This window comes from Singulisphaera sp. GP187 (assembly GCF_900129635.1).
Classification (GTDB): Bacteria; Planctomycetota; Planctomycetia; order Isosphaerales; family Isosphaeraceae; genus Singulisphaera.
The window spans coordinates 53961-72859 of sequence record NZ_FSRB01000004.1; the positions used below are offsets into that span (position 1 = coordinate 53961).

Here is an 18899-nt window from a genome sequence, read left to right on the forward strand (position 1 = left end):
GCTGACTCTCTTATGATGTCGCGTCAACGCCTCGGCCGCGGGCTCCAATTCCTCGGCTTGATCATCCTCCCGTTTGGGATCGCATCGGAATTGGTCGACAAGGTCGGTTTGGGGCAGTCACTCCTGATTGCCGCCGGGGGAGCGCTGATTTTTTACGTCGGTTATGTCATGCAACACCGACCATGAACTGGGTTTTGCACTTCTTGGTTGCATTGTTGCCTATAATTCTGGCGGCGACGTGTTCAGGTCGACCGGTATCCGGTGTGAACTGTTAGTCCGATCAGTCGTGGTATTTGATTTGCTGTTGCAAAGGATGGCGAATCTGGTGTCGAATAGATGCTGGATTTCGAGGTCGCACCGTAAGCGAGAATGGGGTCAAATTTCGGGAACAGGAAGGCTCCGAGCTTTGAGGGCAAGAGGGCGGCGCTATCGTTTGCTCTCGTGAACGATCAAGGCGGAGTCGAGCGCGTATTCGCTCTCTGATTCCTGGTTCTCCCGTGGAAGTTCGCTATCCCCTGTTCGATCGACGTCCACCCCGGACGATCGGGCACGGAGGGTCCGCTCATGACGAAGTCTCGGCCGGATCGGGCAGGTCGTTTTCCGCTCGCAATCATCGCATGTCTTTTCCCACTCCTCGCGCCTAGTCCGACCCTCGCCCAGGGACCGAATCGCACGGCGACGAAGTTTTATCCCGACTTCAGCGACACGGCGGACGCGCTGCTCCGCAATGCGTCGAGCCATGTTCGCGACGGCCAATGGGGCGAGGCGATCGATATCTATCAGCGCGTCATTCAGCAGTACGGCGATAAGGTCGCCAAGCTGCCGAAGGATGACGCGGCCAGCGATCGCACGGGCGAATCGGTCCTCTACGTCGACCTTCGCCACTTCTGCCAGCGGCGGCTCGCTACGCTTCCCGCCGAGGCGTTGGCGATCTATCGACGGCGGGTCGACGCCCAGGCGGAGCGTTGGTATCGGCTGGGCCGCGACGAACGGGACCGCGGCTCGCTTCGGCGGATTGTCGAGCAAGCGTTTTGCAGCACCTGGGGCGACGATGCGCTCGACATGCTCGGCGACCTCGCCTTCCAGGATGGGCGGTTCGAGGAAGCGATCGCGCTCTACAAACAGCTTGTCCCCGACCCGACGGACGACCGCTCCGGTCTGATCTACCCTGATCCGAGCGTGGACCTGGCGCGGGTCGCGGCCAAGAAGGTCCTGTGTCGCGCTGCGCTCGGCGAGGCCGCGCCGGACCAGGCCGCGCTCGAGGCCTATGCCAAGTCCTATCCCGATGCCAGCGGTTCGCTGGCGGGGCGGACGGGCCCCTACTTGAAGACCCTCGCCGCCGCATTGCGATCGGACCAGCTTGCTCCCCCGACCCAACCGGACGGGCGTTGGCCGACGTTCGCGGGCTCACCGACACGAACCAAGGTCATGCCCGGCGCGATCGACGTCGGCTCGCTCCAGTGGCGGGTTCCGCTTCCGACGTTCGAGGCCACCCGGCGCTCGCCGATGAACCCGTTTGGTTCTCCGGTGGGGATGGGGGGCGCGATCAAGGTGGCCGAGGATCGACTGCTCTCGTACCACCCGATCGTCCTGGGCGATCAGGTCATCGTCGGCACTGAGAATAAGGTGTTGGCGTACAACCTGAACGATCGGCCCGAAGCGACAGCGGGAACCGCCGCGTTGACCGTGAACCCCGTCTGGGAGGCTCCTCCCGAGAACCAGGAGACTTCCCCGATCGCGTTGACGCCGAGCTCTACGGTTCCTCGTTTTACGTTGACGACCTTTGGCGATCGGATCTACGCCCGGCTCGGGCCGGCCACTCCGGTCTTTCAGGGGCGAGGGGTACCGCCGTCCTCGAGCCGGATCGTCGCGCTCGACCGCAAGACTGAAGGGAAAGTGCTCTGGTCGGCCATGGCCAGCGAGGTCGAGATCCCCCGGCGGCCGGCCGACGGCACCAATCGAACCGGGTTCGAGGGCACTCCGGTCGCCGATGCCCGCAATGTGTACGTCGCCATGACCGACCGTCGCGAGCAGACTTCAACCTACGTGGCCTGCCTGGACGCCGAGAGTGGCCGGACGCGCTGGGTCCGCTACCTCGGCGCCGCCTCGGCGGACGGCGACAATATGATGCCGTTCGGTGGCGGGGGAATGGGCTTCGGCATGGCCTCCATGTCGCACGATTTCGGGCATCGCTTGCTCACGCTCGACGGACCCACCATCTACTATCAGACCAACCTCGGCGCCGTCGTCGCCCTCGACGCGGAAACCGGAGGGATTTGCTGGGTGGCCACTTATCCCCGCCAAGACCTGGCCGAGGGGGGAGCAAAGAATGAACGTGACCTCAATCCCGCGATCGTTCACGACGGCCTGGTGATCGTCGCTCCCGATGATTCGGTCTGCATTTATGCGTTCGACGCGGGAAGCGGCCGGCTCGTCTGGAAGAGCGAAGCGCTCCCGAGCGGCGTCAAGCTGGCCCACTTGCTCGGCGTCGCCAAGGGCCGGCTCATCGCCACCGGCGACCGCGTCCTGCTGTTCGACGTCAAGACCGGTAAGCTGATCAACACATGGCCCGACAGTGGCCATAGCTACGAAGGATATGGACGCGGCGTCTTGGCGGGCGATCGGATCTACTGGCCCACCAAGAACGAGATTCACATCCTCGACCAGGCGAGTGGTCTCAGGGCCGACCCCTCAATCAAATTGCAGGCCTCGTACCAAACCAGCGGCGGAAACCTCGCCGTCGGCGACGGCTATCTGATCGTCGCGCAGACCGACGCGTTGGTCGCCTTCTGCCAGAATAGCCGGCTGATCCAACGCTATCGCGACGCGATCGCACGTGCGCCCGATCAGGCGGGAAACTATTTTCGCCTGGCCCAAGCCGCGGAAGCGACCAATCAGGATGAGCTGGCGATCGAGTCGTTCGCTATGACCTTGAGCAAGGCTCGTCCCTCCGAGTCGATCGATGGGCTCGCCCTTGCCGACGCCACGCGCGATCATCAGTATCGGCTGTTGATGAAGCTGGGCAAGAAGGCGGCCGCGACGAAGGCGTGGGATCAAGGAGCGACCCGGTTTGGGGCGGCGGCCCAGGCGGCTCGGCTCGACCGCGATCGGCTCGCGGCTCGACTCAGTCTCGCCGACGTCGAAGTTGCGCGGGGCATGCCTCGTGACGCGGTGAAAATCCTCCAGGAGTTGCTCGAGGAGGAGCCCATGAGGCTCCTGAACCTCGCCGCCGATGATGGCCACCGGACGATCCGCGCCGACCTGCTGCTTGGCGATCGGCTCGCGACCCTGATCCGCGACCATGGCCGCTCCCTCTATGCCGACTACGACGAAGCCGCTCGAGACCTCCTGGAAAAGGGGCGGGAGCAGAAAAGTCCGCGGCTCTTGGAAGAGGTCGGTCGGAGCTATCCGGTCGCGGAGGTTGCTCCCGACGCTTTGCTGGCGCTGGGGCGACTCTGCGACGCGATTCAACGGCCGGCCGATGCCGCACATGCCTACAAACGCCTGCTCGCGAACTCGCCCAGCGATGAATTTCGAGCACGGGCGTTATGGGGGTTAGCTCGCGCCTATGAAACGCAACGGCTCTGGGTGCCGTCGCGCGACGCCTATGTCGAGGCGATGACTCGGTTCGGCAACCTGCGGATCGACGAAGTCGGAGCCGTGTCGAGGCTTGGCGATCTCGTTTCCGAGCGGCTCGCCCGCGAACCGTTCGCGCGGATGACGGCGGATCGCGCGGAGCCGAGCCTGCCGATCCCCCTGGTTCGCCGCTGGGGGCGGACCCTGACCGGCCCGGCTCGGCCGCTCAGCGCCCATGGCGTGCCCCCTTCGGCCATCGCCAACCGGATCTTCTTGGTTCAGGGGACTGAACTCGCCTCGGTCGACCCCAACTCGGGAGCTTCGCTCTGGGCGGCCGACCTCGAAGGCGTTCCCGTCTGGGTGGGCTACCTGGCCGACAAGGTCGTCGCGGCTACCGAGACGCGGCTGGTGGCACTGAGTCTTGAGAAAGGGACGACCGAGTGGACCCACGAGCTCAGTGGAGTCCCCCAAGGCAGGATTGGGGCGAACCCGTTCGCCAAGGCCGAGGCCGACGCCAATCCGGAGGACAACGCCACGGCGTTGTTGCACGGATTCCAAATTGTCGGGGATCGCTTATTCTGTTTTCGAGGGACGCACAAACTCTTGAAAGAAGGGGAGACGCTCGAGCTGCGGGCCTTGGACGGTGACACCGGGCTCATCGACTGGTCGTACGCGCCGGGGACAGGGAGGATCAACCCGCTCGCGTTGATCGGCCCACAACAGATCGTGCTCCAAATCTTGAAGCCCAACGCGATCCTCGTGCTTGAGACCGAGGGGGGCCAGCGCAAGGCTGAGTTTCCCCATGCGGGCCGCGAAGGGTGGCTACGAACTCCGCTCCCGGTCGACGACGATCATATCGCCGTCGTATCCGACCGCCGGACGATCGCCTTGTTTGACCTACGCAAGGGGCGCGATTCCTGGGTTTTTCGCGAGAGCGACACGCTGCCCAAGAACGGCTCGCCCCGCTTGCTCGGCAACGCCGAAAGTTTGCTCGTGATCCACGAGGGGACCGAGCTGATCCGCCTCGACCCGGCGACGGGAGTGAAGCGTTGGTCGCATCCGCTGGGGGCGGAAGACTTGAGCGAACGGCTCGACGCGACGATCGTCGACGGTCAGCGGTTCTACTGGGCGAGTGATCGAACGCTCAATGCCCTTTCGCTCAAAGACGGACTGCCGATCTGGTCGAGTCATTTGACGGGGGCGGATTCCGGTTGGTCTCTCGCATTGACCGAGCGTTGCGTGTTAGCCTTTCCGCTCTTTCCGACATCGACGCCCGGAGAAGGCGAGGGGCTGCCGCTCGTCTTCCGCCGTCGCGACACGGGGACCTTGGTGCAACGCATGCTCTTTCCCATGACCGCCTCCGACGTGACGATCCGCCTCGCTCCGAACGGGGCGATGGTGGCGACCCGCGAAGGCTTCTGGGCACTCGGAGCTCGTCAGTAAGGCCCAAGGGGACTTGGTCAACCGTCTCGCCCTCTTTTGTCTTGTCGTGAAATGTTCGAACCGGCCGAGCCGCCGAATCCGTTCCAGGGAGTTCCAGGCGTGAGCGACGAACCGACAACCGAACCACTCCAGAACGACGACCTCGCCGCGGTCGAGCGACTCAAAGACGCGTTCGACAAGCTCAAGCAAGAGATGAGCAAGGTCATCGTCGGCCAGCAAGCGGTCCTCGAGGAACTGCTCATCGGAATTTTCGCGCGGGGCCACTGCCTGCTGATCGGGGTCCCCGGCCTGGCCAAGACCCTGATGATTCATACGCTCGCCGATGCGCTCAACCTGTCCTATAACCGGATCCAGTTCACCCCCGACCTGATGCCGTCGGACATCACCGGCACGGAAGTGATCCAGGAAGACAAGGCGACCGGCGTTCGCCAATTCAAGTTCTTGCGAGGGCCGATCTTCGCCAACATCGTCTTGGCCGATGAAATCAATCGGACCCCGCCCAAAACCCAGGCCGCGCTCCTGGAGGCGATGCAGGAGCGCCAGGTGACCGTGGGGGGCGAACGCCACCGGTTGCCCGACCCCTTCTTCGTCCTCGCCACCCAGAACCCGATCGAGCAAGAAGGGACGTATCCCTTGCCCGAGGCTCAACTCGATCGGTTCATGCTCAACATCCTGGTGGACTACCCCGACGAGGACGAAGAACTCGAGATCGTCCGGCTCACGACCTCACTCCAGAAGCCGAACGTGACCAAGGTCCTGTCCGGGGCCGATATCCTCGAGCTCCAAGAGATTGTTCGGAAGGTCCCGGTGGCCGACCACGTCTCGCGTTACGCCGTGAAAATTACCCGGATGACCCGGCGCGAGAAGGGGGACGTTCCCGACTTCATTCGTGACTACGTGAGCTGGGGAGCCGGCCCCCGCGCCAGTCAATTCCTGGTGCTGGCGGCCAAGGCCCGCGCGGTGCTCTATGGACGCTACTATGTTTCGACCGAGGACATCCGCGCCGTCGCGGGGCCCGTGCTTCGGCATCGGATCGTCACCAACTTCAACGCCGAGGCCGAGGGGCTCAAGCCTGACGATATCGTCCAGCGACTGATCAAGGCCGCCCCGATCGACGAGCACGAGGCTGAGCAAAGTGGAAAACTCCCAAAAATATTTAAATCCGCAAACGCTAGCTAGCCTCGAAGGCCTCGACCTCCAGGCGCGCCTGGTGGTCGAGGGCTACGTCGCGGGCATGCACCCGAGCCCCTACAACGGCTTCTCGGTCGAGTTCGCCGAGCACCGTGAGTATGTGCCCGGGGACGACATTCGGCACGTCGATTGGAAGGTCTGGTCCAAGACCGACAAGCTCTATTTGAAGCAGTACGAAGAAGAGACCAACCTTCTTTTGTACTTGCTGCTTGATACCAGCGAGTCGATGGGCTATGCCTCCGGCACCAACGTCACCAAGCTGAAGTACGCGCAATTCGTGGCGGCGGCGCTCGGCTACATGGTGCTTCAGCAACAAGATTCCGTCGGCTTGGCGCTGTTCGACGACATGGTCCGCCGCTACCTCAAACCGGCCGGTCAGCCGTCGCACCTCAAAGAGCTGATCCACCTGATGGACACCTCCCCCGCGCGGCAGAAGTCGGACCTCTCGATCGTGTTTCACGACCTGGCGGAGCGATTCAAGAAGCGCGGGGTCATCGCGATCTTCTCCGACCTCTTCGATGACGTCCCGAAGATCATCGCCGGGCTCCGGCACTTCCGCCATCGCCGCCACGAGGTGATCGTCTTTCACATCCTCGACCCGGCCGAGCTCGATTTTCCGTTCCGGGACACCACCCTCTTCAAAGGGATGGAGGGGATGCCCGAGATCCTTACCGAACCCCATGCCTTGCGGCGGGCGTATCAAGCCGAGATCAGCGCTTACCTCGCCGAAGTCAAGAAGGGATGCCAGATGATCGACATCGACTACGTCCCGATCCGGACCGACATGGATCTCGACCTCGCCCTGTCGACCTATCTCGCGTCTCGCGCGGCCCGAAAACGGTAGTGTGACGCTCGACTGGGAGTGAGGTGGATCAGTCGATTTCCTTCTCTCGTGAGAGTCGGTTCCAAGTAAGCCCCAAGCCTCCCCGGCCCCGGCAGCGAGTTCAGGAAGAGGAGACGACGTTGGACTTCCCGATCGTGCTGGCCCTGAACTTCGCCAATCCCGCGCTTCTCTGGGGCCTGGCCGCGGCGTCGCTCCCGCTCATCATTCACCTGCTGAATCGGCGGAAGTTCCGCGAGATGCAGTGGGCGGCGATGCGGTTCCTTCTGGCCGCGATTCAGAAGAACTCCCGGCGGATCCGGGTTGAACATTGGCTCTTGCTGGCGATCCGGACGCTCGTGATCCTCCTGGTTGTCTCGGCCATGGCCAAACCGTTCCTCGAAAGCCTGGGAGCGCTGCCGATCATCGCCGGACAGCGGACCCACCACGTCCTCGTCCTGGACGGCTCGCTGAGCATGGCGTACGCGGCGGGCGAGACCACCCGTTGGGAGCAAGCCAAGGCGCTGGCCAAACAACTGGTCAAGGACACCCGACGCGGCGACGCCGTCAGCGTGGTCCTCATGGCCGACCCGCCACGGATCTACATCAAAGACCCATCGCCCAACCACTCTGAGGTCCTCAAAGAGATCGATGGGATTACCCTCCCTCACGGCGGCACCGACCTGGCCGCGAGCTTTACCGCGATCGACCGAGTCCTCGAAGCCTCGCCGATCGCTCAGAAGGAGGTCGTCTTCCTCACGGACCTCCAGGCCGCGAGCTGGCGGAAACCCGAGGGGGATAAGGACGAAGGGCTCAAGCGTGCGATCGCCAACCTCTCCAAACGGGAGACCCGATCGGTCGTGATCGACCTGGGTAAGGCCGGAGGGGCCAACCGGGCCGTGACCGACCTGGGGCTCACGCCCCCGATCGTGACCGTAGGGACCTCGACCTTGATCCGGGCGGTCGTCCGTAACTTCGGACCTGAGAAGGCCGAAGGGGTCCACGTCCGCCTGATCGTCGACGGTCGGCTCGGACCCGAGGAAACGGTCGACCTACCCGTCGGCGAAGACCAGGCCGTGGTGTTCCGCCACGCGTTTGCAACGCCCGGCGACCACGACATCGAGGTCCGGATCGACGATGACCCGCTGCCGCTCGATAACCATCGCTGGCAAGCGGTGCCGGTCCGTGAGTTCCTCAACGTCCTGCTCGTCGACGGCCACTTCAAGCCCGAGCCGTTCGAGGCGGAGACCGACTTCCTGGCCGCCGCCCTGAACCCTGCGTCGGATTCGACCGGCGCCCCCGGCCTGATCCGCACCACGGTCGTTTCCGAGTCGCAGCTCTCGCGGCTCGAACTGGCCGCGTTCGACACGGTCGTCCTGTGCAACATCGCCCAGTTCACCGAGTCGGAGGTCAGCTCACTCGAGGACTACCTGAAGCAAGGGGGGGGCGTCGTCGTTTTCGGAGGCGATCAGGTCGTCCGCGAGAACTACAACCGACTGCTCTACGCCGACGGCAAGGGGCTTCTGCCCGCCGCGATCGGGGCGAACGTGGGCGACGCGTCCAAGAAGAACGAGTCGGCGTTTGGCTTCCAGCCGCTCGGCTACCGCCACCCGATCGTCGAAGAGTTCGCCAACGAGCCCGAAACGGTCCAGGCGAGTCTAACCGGGACCCGAATCTACGAGTTCCATAAGCTGACACTCCCCAAGGGGTCGCGGGCCAAGATCGCGCTTGCGTTCGAGAATGGCGACCCTGCGGTGATCGAGAGTCCGAGGTATCGCGGTACGGTCATCCAGGTGGCGACATCCGCCGATTCAGGGTGGACGAACTGGCCGGCGCACCCGAGCTATCCCCCGGTGATGGAGAAGATCGTCCTTGAGGCGGCGGTCGGTCGGCTCGCCGAACGGAACGTGCAGGTCGGACAGCCGCTCGATCAATCCCTGCCGGTCAGCGGCGCCTCGGCCGCGGTCACGGTCGTGACCCCCGACAAGCGGACCCTGGCCACCAAGCTCCAGGCCGAGGGTGGGGTCAGTCAGCTCCACTTCGAGGACACCGAGATCTCGGGTCCGTATCAGGTCAAAGTGGGGCCCCCCTTGGCCCTGGAGAGCCTGTTCACGGCGAACCCGAATCCGGCGGAGAGTGACCCGGCCAAGCTTGATCGCGCGGGCCTGGCGGCCGCGGTTCCGGGCTGGAATTTCGCCTACTTGACGAACTGGAAGGAACTGTCGAATAACGCCGGCGCCGTGAGCCGGCGCGGGGAGCTTCATCGCCCGTTCTTGTACGGGGTCCTGGTGCTGCTCCTCCTCGAGTCGGTCCTGGCCTGGATTTTCGGACACCATGCATCCCGAGCGTGAGGACGGTTGACCGTGATGGAGTGGCTGCTGCTCAAAATCGCCGACCGACTTGGAGTTGAGCCCGCGCGGGCCGGAGAGGCGATCGTTCCCCAGATCCGCTTCGAGCAGCCCTGGTCGCAGGCGGTCTGCGGGTTCATCGTTCTCGCGTCCGTGGCCCTGATTGTCTGGCTCTATCGCCGCGAGGGGAACGCCTCGTTCCTCTACAAGATGGGGCTCGCCACGCTCAGGATCACTCTCGTCCTGCTGACCTTGTTCATGCTCTCCGAGGCCGTGCTCTCGGTCGAGCGGACCGGCTTACCCTATTTCGTCGTGATGGTGGATGACTCGGCGAGCACCCACGTCGCCGACCAGTATGCCAACCCGAAGACGAAGACCGCACTCACGGACCTGACCAAGAAGCCTGAGCCGAGCCGGCTCGAGGTGGCCAAGGCCTGGCTGGAGCGCGACGACGCCCAAACCCTCCGCGAGCTCCAGAAGCAGAACAAGGTCCGGCTCTACCTGGTCTCGTCGTCGGCACGAATGCTCGCCGAGGTGGATCAAGCGGACGACGTTCAGCCCGCCATCGAGAAGCTTCGCAAGGTGGAGGCGATCGGTGGCCAGACTCAACTGGGCGAAGGGGTCCGGCAAGTCCTCACGGAACTTCGGGGAGCGCCCCCTTCGGCGATCCTGCTTCTGAGCGACGGTCAGACGACCGAGGGCCTCGGCCTCGCGAAGGCGGCCGAGCTGGCCGCGCGCAAAGGGGTGCCGCTCTACACGATCGGACTGGGTGACCCCGAGCCCGCCCGTGACCTGGAACTGACCGAACTGCTCGTCGACGAAGTGGTTTTCGTGGATGATCTGGTCCGGTTTCAGGCGAAGCTGCTGTCGCGCGGATTCGCCGGTCAGGAGGTCGTCATCCGCTTGAAAGAGCGCGATCGGACATCCAACGATCCCCTGTCGGCGCGCGAACTCGAGTCGATCCGCGTCAAGGCTCCCCCGGACGGTCAACCGCTTCGCGTCGAGCTCGGCCACCGGCCCAAGGAGACGGGGGATGTCACCTATGTCCTCGAGGTCGATCCACGCCCCCGTGAGCTCCAGGCGGATAACAACCGGATCGTCCGGACCGTCAACGTTCGCAAGGAGAAGCTCAAGGTCCTGCTCGTCGACGGCGAGCCGCGGTACGAGTATCGCTACCTCAAGAATTACCTCGAGCGCGAGGAAACGATCGACCTGAGCGTGCTCCTGATCTCCTCCGACCCTGAGTACAGCGAGCAGGATCGGTTTGCCTTACCCACCTTCCCGGCCGCCAAGGAAGACCTCTTCGCCTACGACGTCGTTCTGCTGGGAGACGCGGACCCGAGTTACCTGAGCGTCTCCCAGATGCAGAACCTCGTCGAGTTCGTCACGGAGAAGGGGGGCGGGCTCATGTTCATGGCGGGGGCCGGCTTCAACCCGCTGCACTACAAGGCGACCCCCCTGGAAGTCCTCCTTCCGATCGAACTGGCCGACGCACGCGACCCGACCGCCGTCGGCAACGCGATCACGGCGTTCCGCCCGGAACTGACCGGGGAAGGTCGGGCCAGCCCGATCTTTCGGTTCGGCGATGACGAAGCGTCGAGCACGCAGATCTGGCAGAACCTCCCCGAGCTCTACTGGTATCTCGAAGCGCCACGCAAGAAGCCGGCCGCCGTGGCGCTCGCCGAGCATCCCACCCAGATCGGTTCGGACGGCAAGCTGCCGATCTTCCTCTATCAATTCGTGGGCTCGGGTAAAACCATGTTCAGCGCTGTCGACGACACTTGGCGCTGGCGGTTTCGCGGCGGCGATCGCTACTTCGATCGCTACTGGATCCAGACGATTCGATTCCTGGCGCGAACCAAGCTCACCGGCCAGAAGCAGGCGGAAATCGAGACTGACCGTCGTCGTTACCAGCGAAATCAACCGATCCAGATCCGTGTCCGCTTTCCCAACCCCGCGCTGGCGCCAACCCGCGGCGAGGTCGTCGTCCAGATCGAGCGCAAGGGACAAGGGCCGAGAAAGTTGACCCTCAAGCAAGCCCCGGGGACCCGCAACCTGTTCGAGGGCGCCCTGGCCCAAGCCTCCGAAGGCGAGTATGAAGTCCGCCTCCTTCCCCCGCCGGTGCTCGTGGGACCGGCCCCGCTCGCAACCTTCCGGGTCGATGCCCCGGCCGGTGAAATGGAACGGGTCCAGATGAACGAGGCCGAGCTGATTCGCGCTTCGACCACTTCGGGAGGTAAGTTCTACACGCCTGAGAACACGTCCTCCTTGCTCAAGGATCTTCCGAAACCGCAGAAAGTCCCCCTCGATACCGACCCCCCCATCCCCCTCTGGAACACCTGGCCGATCCTCGCCTTGTTCTTGACGGTGATCGGGGCGGAATGGGTTTTGAGGAAACGCAAGCAGATGGTATAATTGTCGTTAGAATCATCAAGGTCTGGCCATGTTCCGGGCGGGAGGCCGACGTGGATACCAGTCTCGAGTCCAGAATCGCAACACTCCGTGCTCAAGTCCGCCGGATCCTGGCGCTGCACGGAATGAGCTGGGTGATCGGCTTGGTCGTGCCGGTCATCGTCATCGTCGGCCTGCTCGATTGGATGGTCCATCTCGATCCGTTGGTTCGACTGGCCGCGCTGATCGGGCTGATCGGGTTTGGACTCTGGCTCGGCTTTCGCCATGTGATCGCCCCTTTGATCGTCCGCTTTCCCGACCTTGAGATCGCGATGCGGATCGAGGAGCGTTGGCCCGGCCTGAACGACCGGCTGGCCAGCACCGTGCAGTTCCTGCGGATGTCGGGCGACGACGATCGATTCGGCTCGCCGGCGTTGCGGGAAGCGACGATTCGCCAGACGCTCGAGGAGACGCGGTCGATCGACTTCCGCGAGGTGATCGAGCCGAAGCCGCTGGTGCGCGCCCTGGGAGCCGCCTCGGCCGCCTTGATGTTCGGCCTTGTCTTTCTGCTGGCCGCTCCCGACCTGAGCTCGATCGCGTTGAAACGCCTGTTCCAGCCGTTCGGATCGACCCGATGGCCGCAGCGGACTCATCTCAGCCTGCTCCGTCGCGAGACGCCAGGGAAAGTGGCGCGGGGCGAGCCGTTCACCCTGGGGGTGAGCATCGCCAAGGGGGAGACCGTTCCGGCCTCCGCGCGGGCGACCTATCGCTTTTCGAATGGTGAGGTGGTGACGGAGCCGTTGCGGGCCGTCGAGGGAGGGATCTTTCGCGGCCGACTGGAGACGGTCGAACGTGACTTCACCTTCTCCGTTGCCGCCGGGGATGACTCCACTTCGATTCGTAACGTCGCCGTTCGGGTCGTGCCGCCTCCCGCTTTGAAGCAGGTTGCGATTCGCATGGTTCCCCCGGCGTACACCGCGATCGCCCCGTTTACGCTCGCCGCGGGTAATACCCAGATCCGCGCGGTTGAAGGCACTCGTGTCGAGATCAACGCGCAAGCGAACAAGCCGATTCGGGCCGCCGCGCTGCATCTGGGCGAGTCGGCGGCTCCGCAACCCGTCCGGATTGACAAGGCACGCACCGGGCTCAACACGAGCTTCGAGGTCGTTGCGTCGCTCCCGTTCTGGTTCGAGCTTCACGATACCGACGGCTTCGCCAATCGCGAAGCCCCGCGGTACGACGTTCGCTCGATTCGCGACGAGGCGCCTCGGGTCGTGATCGACCAGCCCCCCAATGACCGAGACGTGCCGGCCAAGGCGGTGGTCCCGGTTCGATTCACGGTCGACGATGACTATGGGATCCAGACCGCGAGAATCCTTTATCAGACCGCTTCGGGGGGATCCGAGCCCACGAGCGTTGTGGTCCTGCCGCTCTGGGATGCCAAGGATCAGCCGGCCGGCCAACCGAGCAAGCATCAAGAAGTGGCCTACGAGTGGAACCTCGCTCCGCTGAACCTCCCTCCGGGGTCGGTGATCACGTTCCACGCCGAGGCGCTCGACATTGATAACCTCAAGGGACCGAACCTGGGAAAGAGTCGAGAACTGCGGCTGCGGATCGTTTCCGAGGAGGAGATTGGCCGCCAGCTTGACGATCAGCGCCGCGAGATCCGCGAGGAAACCGCCCGGATCCTTGCGATGGAGAAGCAGGCACAACTCCCCGTCAACGATGCGATCCGCAAGCTCGAGACCACCGACACCCTCGACCAAGCGGGGCGGGATGACCTGAAAAATGCAGAGATGATTCAGCGTCAGGTCGGCAGCCGGATCAACAGCCGCACCGACGGCTTGGACCAAAAGATCAACCGCTTCCTCGACGACCTCAAGAACTTCAAGGTCCCCAACCCCGACGCCGAGAAGCAGATGCAGGAGATGAAGTCTGGCGTCGAACGGATCCGGGACAAGCACCTTGGGCCGGCCGAACAAGGCCTGACCCATGCCGCGAAAAACCTGGACGAGGCGCAAGCGGGGAAGCCGAAGGACGCCCGGAACCCTCAAGATGCGGCGCGGCCTGCCCCTGAGGCTGGACAAGAAAAGGGGGCGCAAACCCCGTCCAAGCCCGAGGGCAAGAGCGCGACCCGTCCCAAGAACGGGCCCCAAGAGCCGGCCAAGGATGGAACGCGACCGGACCCTGACGCGTCCAACCCGAAGCCGGCGGCCGGCGATCCGGCGAAAGCCGATCCTGCGCCGCAACCCCCGCGCAATCGCTTCAGCGACGTCGCCCGGAACGACCTGAAGGAGAGTCGGGCCAATCAGAAGGCGATCGCCGACGAACTGCAGAAGATGCTCGACGGGCTCAGCGAGTTCGAGACCTATCGCGGCGTGGTCAAGGACGCGCAAAACCTGCTCAAGGAGCAGGAGCAGACGATGAAGCAAACGGCCGAGGCGGCGAGCAAGGCGGAGCTGATGGGCAAAACGCCTGAAAACCTCACGCCCGAGCAGAAGGCGGATCTCGCCAACCTCGCCGATCGCCAGGGCAACGTCTCCCGAGGGCTCCAAGGCCTCCAGGAACAGATGAACGAGATGGCCACGAAACTCGACGAGTCGGATCCGCTGGCCGCGGCCGCGCTCCGCGAGGCGGCCGACGAGAGCCGAAAGAAGGGGACCGCCGCCAAGATGGGGGAAACCGCCGATCAGCTCGCGAAGAACCAGATGGGTGAGGCACGTTCCGGGCAAGATCAGGCGCGGCAGGAACTCAAAGACCTGGTGGACTCGATTCAGAACCGCCGCGAGCGCGAACTCGCCCGGCTCGTCAAAGAGCTCAAGAACGCCGAGGCCGAGCTCAAAGCGCTCAAGGAACGACAGACTCAGAATCTCAAGAAGACGGAAGCCGCGCGGAAGAACCAGAACGCCAAAGAGCGCGGCGATGAACTGAAGAAACTCGCCAAGGAACAAGCGGAGATCGAGAAAGAACTGACGCGGCAGCTCAAGAAGTTGGCCAAGCTCAATGCCGAAGGCGCGGCCCAGGCCGGGTCCCGCGCCGCCGCCAAGATGAGCAAGGCCAAGGCCGAACTCGACGAGGACCAGGGCGAACAGGCGGGCAATGACCAGGAGGAAGCGCTCGCGGACCTCGAAGACGCCGAGGAACAGGTCGCTCAAACCCGCAAAGACCTGGAAGAGCAGCTCGCCATGGAGCAGCTCGCGAAGATGGGCGACGAGCTCAAATCGCTTGCGGAACGGCAAGCGAAGATGGTCGAGGACATCACCGGCTACGAGACGCTCCGGGCCAAGCGCGAAGGGTCACTCACCATCGCGCAGCGAAACGGTGTCCGGGGCCTGGGGCGAGTTCAGGAAGGCCTCAAGGACGAATCGGCCGGCCTCACCGAGAAACTGGAAGGGGCCCCGGTCTTCGCCCTGACTCTGAAACGGGCCGGACAGGCGATGGATGAAGCGGCCCAGCGTTTGCTTACGCTCAAGACCGACGAAGAAACCCAGCGGGCCGCCCGCTCGGCCGCGCGCCGCTTCGAGCAGCTCATCAACTCGCTCAAACCCGACAAGCCCAAGAACGGCGGCCAGGGTCAAGGGGGCGGAGACGGGCAGGGGGGGGGCGGAGGTGGCGACGGGATCCCCCCCGCCGCGCAGGTCAAGATGCTCAAGGCCCTGCAAGAAGAAATCAACGACCGAACGGAATTTTTCGACGAGTTGCGCCGTCGCAAGCACGAACTGACCCCGCTGCAGAATGAGGAACTCGGACGACTGGAGACCGACCAGGGGACGCTCGCCGACCTCGCTCGCGACCTGACCCGGCCCAAGAAGGAAGACGGGGAGGACTGACCATGTCGAAGCTGCAATTGAGCTCGCTCGCGACGACGCTTGCCGCCACCCTATTATTCTGCGGTTCGTTCGGCCTGGCGCAAGACCCTCCCAAGCCGGCCGACGATGCGCTCGAACGCCTACTTGAAAAGCTCGAGGGGCCCAAGGCCGATAGCAATCAGCCGGCCGCCGAGAAGAAGGCGGCGGACGTCGCTCCCGGGGACAAAGACCTCGACAGCCTGCTCGAAAAGCTGGGCCAGACCACCGATGCGCCCACTCCTGACGATCCGTCCAAACAGCCAGGGACAGGACCGGGCTTGAAGATTCCTCCCCCCTCCCCTGGCGAGCCGGGCAAGAAGGCCAAGGGCGACGAGCTCAAGGGCGACGCGAAAGGGCTCGACGAGCATCTCGAAGAGCTCACCGGTCGGGCGGCGAAGAAGAAGGATCGCAAACAAGAACAGGGCGAGCCGAGCGGTCCGCTCTCCAAGGTGATCAAGGAGATGCGCGACGTCGAGCAGCGGTTGGGCAAGACGGACACCGGGGAAGAGACCAGGAAGCGACAGAGCGAGATCGTCAAGAACCTCGAAGGCTTGATTGAACAGATGCGCGAATCGCAGTCGCAATCCCAGGCCAAGAAGAAGTCACAGTTGAGCATGAAGCCCGCCAACCAGCCCGGATCCAAGGGGGGGCAGGAGCAGGGGGCGATGGCCAAGGGGACCGGGGCCTCGAAGCCGGAGCGGCCGACGGATAAACATGCGAATGCTGGTGGCAAGGACGAGTGGGGCCACCTCCCCCCCGAGCTCAGGCAGCAGATGGTCAATATCTTCAAGGAAGAGGGGCTGCCGAACAAGGCGGAGCACATCAGGCGCTATTACCTATCCCTCTCCAAAAAGCTTCTGACCCGAGAGGAGTAATCGCCGTGCGACAGCGCTCCTGTCCTGACCCATTCCCCACGATCACGATCCGACTCGCACTGGTCGCGGCGCTCGTGCTCGGTTCGATCGCTCCGCAAGGCGCAGCTCGGGCCGCCGACAAGCCCAACGAAGTGACCGGTTTCGGCGAAGCGCGACACGGCAAGATCCCGGAAGGGGCTGCCGAGATGCTCAACGCCGAGACCGATCGCGCGATCAATAGTGGACTTGCCTGGCTCGCCCGTTCGCAGAATAGCGACGGATCGTACGGCTCGGCCACGTATCGAGGCAACATCGCCGTCACCAGCCTCGCCGGCCTGGCGTTCATGGCCTCGGGATCGAGCCCCGGCCGCGGGCCGTACGGGGCCAACATCGATCGGGCCCTGGTCTACGTGATGGAGAACACCTCGCCGTCCGGCTTCATTGCCGTTCAGGCGGCGGCGACCCACGGGCCGATGTACTCCCACGGGTTCGGCACGCTCTTTCTCGCCGAAGCGTACGGGATGACGAATCGACCGGAGATCCGCGAGAAACTTCAGAAGGCCGTGCGACTGATCATCGACACCCAGAATAACGAGGGGGGGTGGCGGTATCAGCCCGTCCGTCGCGATGCCGACCTCTCGGTCACGATCTGCCAGATCAACGCGCTTCGCGCCGCACGCAATGCCGGTCTGTTCGTACCCAAGGAGACGGTCGAGAACTGCATTCGCTACGTGAAGCAGTCGCAGAACCCGGACGGCGGGTTTCGGTACATGCTCCAAGGGGGGGCAAGCGCCTTTCCGCGCTCGGCCGCGGGGGTCGTTGCCTTGTATAGTGCGGCGGTTTACGACACCAAGGAAGTGGAGTCGGGCCTGGCCTACCTTCGTCAATACATGCCCGAAATCAAGCTCGGGAGCCGGTACAGTCACTATTTCTACGGCCACTATTACGCCGCTCAGGCGATGTGGATCCGCGGCGGGGACGACTGGAACACGTGGTATCCCGCGATTCGCGACGAGTTGATTCACCGGCAACTGGCGACGACGGGGCACTGGCCTGATAGCATCTGTAATGAGTACGGCACGGCGATGGCGCTGATCATTCTTCAGATGCCCAACAACTTTCTGCCGATCTTCCAACGCTGAGCCCGACCCGAGGCGATCCCTGATGACCGGAGCTATGACGATCCCCGCGCCTCGACTCGCACCGCTCGCACTCGCCTTGATCGTCTCAAGCTTCGGCCTGGGGGCTGACGAGCCGCGCGCGGCCGGGCCGACAGTCCCGTCCGACCCGGTCTTCTCGGCCCTCATGACCGACGGCACCGTCGCCTCGGGGCGGATCCGTCAGATCGGCCCGAACGGGGACGTGACCCTCGTTCCCAGCCGAGGCGCCGAGCAGGTCCTTGCGTTCCGCCGGCTGGTCAAATTGAGCCGGGACGGGATGCTGCCGATGAGGGCACCCGAGAAGCAACTCGTTCTGCTCCCCGAGGGCGATCGGCTCTATCGCGCCGTGATCGGAGCGGCGACCGAAACGAAGCTCGACGTGCAATCCTTGACGTTCGGCAAAGTCTCCGTTCCGCTCGAGAGTCTCGCGGGCCTGGTCCTCGAACCCCCTGAAGATGAGGATGCGTCGTTCGACTTGGTGCATCGGGTTCGGACCGAACCGCGAACGTCGGAGATCCTCTGGCTCGCGCCCAACGGCGACCGCGTTCAGGGCGGGTTCCTCGGACTCGACGAGAAAACCATCAAATTCCAGGCAAACGCCGGTCCCATCACGCTGGAGCTCGCCAAGGTCGAGGCGCTCGGATTCGACGCCAGTCTCGTCACCTACCCAAAGCCCGACGGACCTTGCTTCGAGCTCACCTCCACAGATGGCTCGCGGCTGGGGGTAACGAAGCCGCGCCTCGAACAAGGCGAGGTGATCGCCACCACCCGGTTCGGCGCCCCGATTCGACTGGCATTGAACGACCTCGTCCACCTCCATACGCGCTCGGACTCGATCGTCTACCTGGCCGAGCGCGAGGTTGCCGACGCAAAATACGTTGGTTATGTCGGACCGACGCGCCCGTTTCGTCGCAACAGTTCGGTCGAAGGCCATCCGCTTCGGCTTGCCGGTCAGACCTACGATCGTGGCCTGGGGACCCGGAGCCGGACCATCCTGGCCTATCGGCTGTTGCCCGGTGACCGTCGCTTCCAGGCACTCGTCGGTCTCGACGACCGCGCCGGACCGCTCGGGAGCGTTGTCTTCCGAGTTCTTGTCGATGCCCACGAACGCTTGATTACGCCCCCGATCTCCGCACGCGACACCCCCAAAGCGATCGACGTTGACCTGGAAGGGGCCAAGCTGCTGATCTTGATTACGGAGTTTGGCGAACGCGGTGAGGTCCGCGACTTCGCCGACTGGGTCGAAGCGCGAATCCTCCGCTGATCGG

At 64.1% G+C, this 18899-nt stretch carries 10 protein-coding genes; all 10 read left to right on the plus strand.

The annotated features are described in order from the left end of the window. Nucleotides 1-12: 12 nt before the first annotated feature. The 10 genes from BUS42_RS44045 (at nt 13) to BUS42_RS40820 (ending at nt 18895) form a co-directional block, all read left to right on the plus strand. A complete protein-coding gene (locus tag BUS42_RS44045; RefSeq protein ID WP_159452364.1) occupies nt 13-186 on the plus strand; it encodes a hypothetical protein in 174 nt (57 codons plus the stop codon). Nucleotides 187-564: 378 nt separating this feature from the next. Then, complete coding sequence (locus tag BUS42_RS40780) at nt 565-5019, plus strand: outer membrane protein assembly factor BamB family protein (protein WP_074317689.1); 4455 nt, start codon at nt 565-567, stop codon at nt 5017-5019. Nucleotides 5020-5070: 51 nt separating this feature from the next. Further along, the gene (locus BUS42_RS40785) at nt 5071-6198 is read left to right on the plus strand and encodes an AAA family ATPase (protein ID WP_074317691.1); all 1128 of its coding nucleotides are present in this window, start codon (nt 5071-5073) and stop codon (nt 6196-6198) included. Continuing rightward, the gene (locus tag BUS42_RS40790) at nt 6155-7054 is read left to right on the plus strand and encodes a DUF58 domain-containing protein (protein WP_074317693.1); all 900 of its coding nucleotides are present in this window, start codon (nt 6155-6157) and stop codon (nt 7052-7054) included. Before BUS42_RS40785 ends, BUS42_RS40790 begins: the two co-directional genes overlap by 44 nt. A gap of 119 nt (nt 7055-7173) precedes the next feature. After that, complete coding sequence (locus BUS42_RS40795; protein WP_074317695.1) at nt 7174-9381, plus strand: BatA domain-containing protein; 2208 nt, start codon at nt 7174-7176, stop codon at nt 9379-9381. Between the two features lie 15 nt (nt 9382-9396). Further along, nucleotides 9397-11793 carry a VWA domain-containing protein gene (locus BUS42_RS40800; protein ID WP_074317697.1) on the plus strand — a complete coding sequence of 799 codons (2397 nt, stop codon included), beginning with the start codon at nt 9397-9399 and terminating at the stop codon, nt 11791-11793. A gap of 50 nt (nt 11794-11843) precedes the next feature. Beyond that, the gene (locus BUS42_RS40805) at nt 11844-15599 is read left to right on the plus strand and encodes a DUF4175 family protein (RefSeq protein ID WP_074317699.1); all 3756 of its coding nucleotides are present in this window, start codon (nt 11844-11846) and stop codon (nt 15597-15599) included. Nucleotides 15600-15601: 2 nt separating this feature from the next. Further along, nucleotides 15602-16492, plus strand: a complete 891-nt coding sequence (locus BUS42_RS40810; protein ID WP_074317701.1) for a hypothetical protein — start codon at nt 15602-15604, stop codon at nt 16490-16492. 5 nt (nt 16493-16497) lie between these two features. Next, on the plus strand, nt 16498-17613 hold the full coding sequence (locus tag BUS42_RS40815; protein WP_074317703.1) for a prenyltransferase/squalene oxidase repeat-containing protein: 1116 nt from the start codon (nt 16498-16500) through the stop codon (nt 17611-17613). A 22-nt stretch (nt 17614-17635) separates the two neighbouring features. Further along, entirely contained in the window at nt 17636-18895 is a 1260-nt protein-coding gene (locus BUS42_RS40820; RefSeq protein ID WP_074317705.1) for an NPCBM/NEW2 domain-containing protein, read from the plus strand. Nucleotides 18896-18899: the final 4 nt, after the last annotated feature.

Bases quoted from the DNA above. Each gene is read 5' to 3' on its own strand.
- BUS42_RS44045 (WP_159452364.1), top strand. From the start codon at position 13: ATGATGTCGCGTCAACGCCTCGGCCGCGGGCTCCAATTCCTCGGCTTG.
- BUS42_RS40780 (WP_074317689.1), top strand. From the start codon at position 565: ATGACGAAGTCTCGGCCGGATCGGGCAGGTCGTTTTCCGCTCGCAATC.
- BUS42_RS40785 (WP_074317691.1), top strand. From the start codon at position 5,071: ATGTTCGAACCGGCCGAGCCGCCGAATCCGTTCCAGGGAGTTCCAGGC.
- BUS42_RS40800 (WP_074317697.1), top strand. From the start codon at position 9,397: ATGGAGTGGCTGCTGCTCAAAATCGCCGACCGACTTGGAGTTGAGCCC.
- BUS42_RS40810 (WP_074317701.1), top strand. From the start codon at position 15,602: ATGTCGAAGCTGCAATTGAGCTCGCTCGCGACGACGCTTGCCGCCACC.
- BUS42_RS40820 (WP_074317705.1), top strand. From the start codon at position 17,636: ATGACCGGAGCTATGACGATCCCCGCGCCTCGACTCGCACCGCTCGCA.